This is a genomic window from Staphylococcus sp. EG-SA-2, from assembly GCF_017152085.1.
Window position 1 is genome coordinate 1 of the sequence record NZ_JACYHC010000995.1, and the last position, 831, is coordinate 831.

Annotated in this window: 1 pseudogene; it reads right to left on the reverse strand. The window is 34.7% G+C overall.

The annotated features are described in order from the left end of the window. Window positions 1-831: pseudogene (locus tag IDG60_RS17100) on the reverse strand (alpha-keto acid decarboxylase family protein); the annotation flags it as partial.

Consider the following 831-nt stretch of genomic DNA (forward strand, 5'->3'; position numbering starts at 1 on the left):
ATTGTGAACCTAATGTTGCAGGTAATGTATAGCCGATAGAACCCCATAACGGTTGCCCTATAAAAGTATTGTTTTTGTATAATGCTAAATCATAAGCACCAAAGAATGATGTACCTTGATCAGCAATAATGACATCATTTGGTTTTAAGAAATTTTGCATCATTTTAAAATAAGTTTGTTGTGTTAATGGTTCTGTGCCAACAGTATAATCGGGTGATGTTGGACGATGATACGCAGGGAACGTTGCACTGTTCGTATATGAAATATTGGATAACTGTTTTAACAACGATGGTAGAGATATTTCATCATTTGTAACATCATCAATTTTGATATTGTGATGATTTAACATAACGACATCATCGATATTGAATTGGTATGAAAATCCTGCTGTTGCTGAATCTGTTAATTTGGCTCCAATATTTAAAATTAAATCGCTGTTGTCCACATAATCTCGTATTTTATCTTCGGCAATTTTCCCGTCGTAAATACCCATATAATATGGATTTTCCTCATTAAAAGCACCTTTTCCTAATGAAAGTTGTGCTACTGGTATCTGTGTTTGATTTACAAAATCTTCTAATTCTTGATGGAGGTGAAAACTGTTAATTTCATGTCCAGTAATGATGATAGGCTGCTTCGCTTGATGCAGTTTAGTTGCTAATAACTCTATATATGTTGATGCATCCGTATCTTTAGTTGCCGTCACTTCAAATGGTGTCGGTATCTCAATTTCAGAGATTGCGACATCGATTGGTAAATGTAAATGAACTGGGCGTCTTTCGGCGATTGCTGTATTAATTAAACGTGGTATTTCGGTTGTTGCATTTTCAG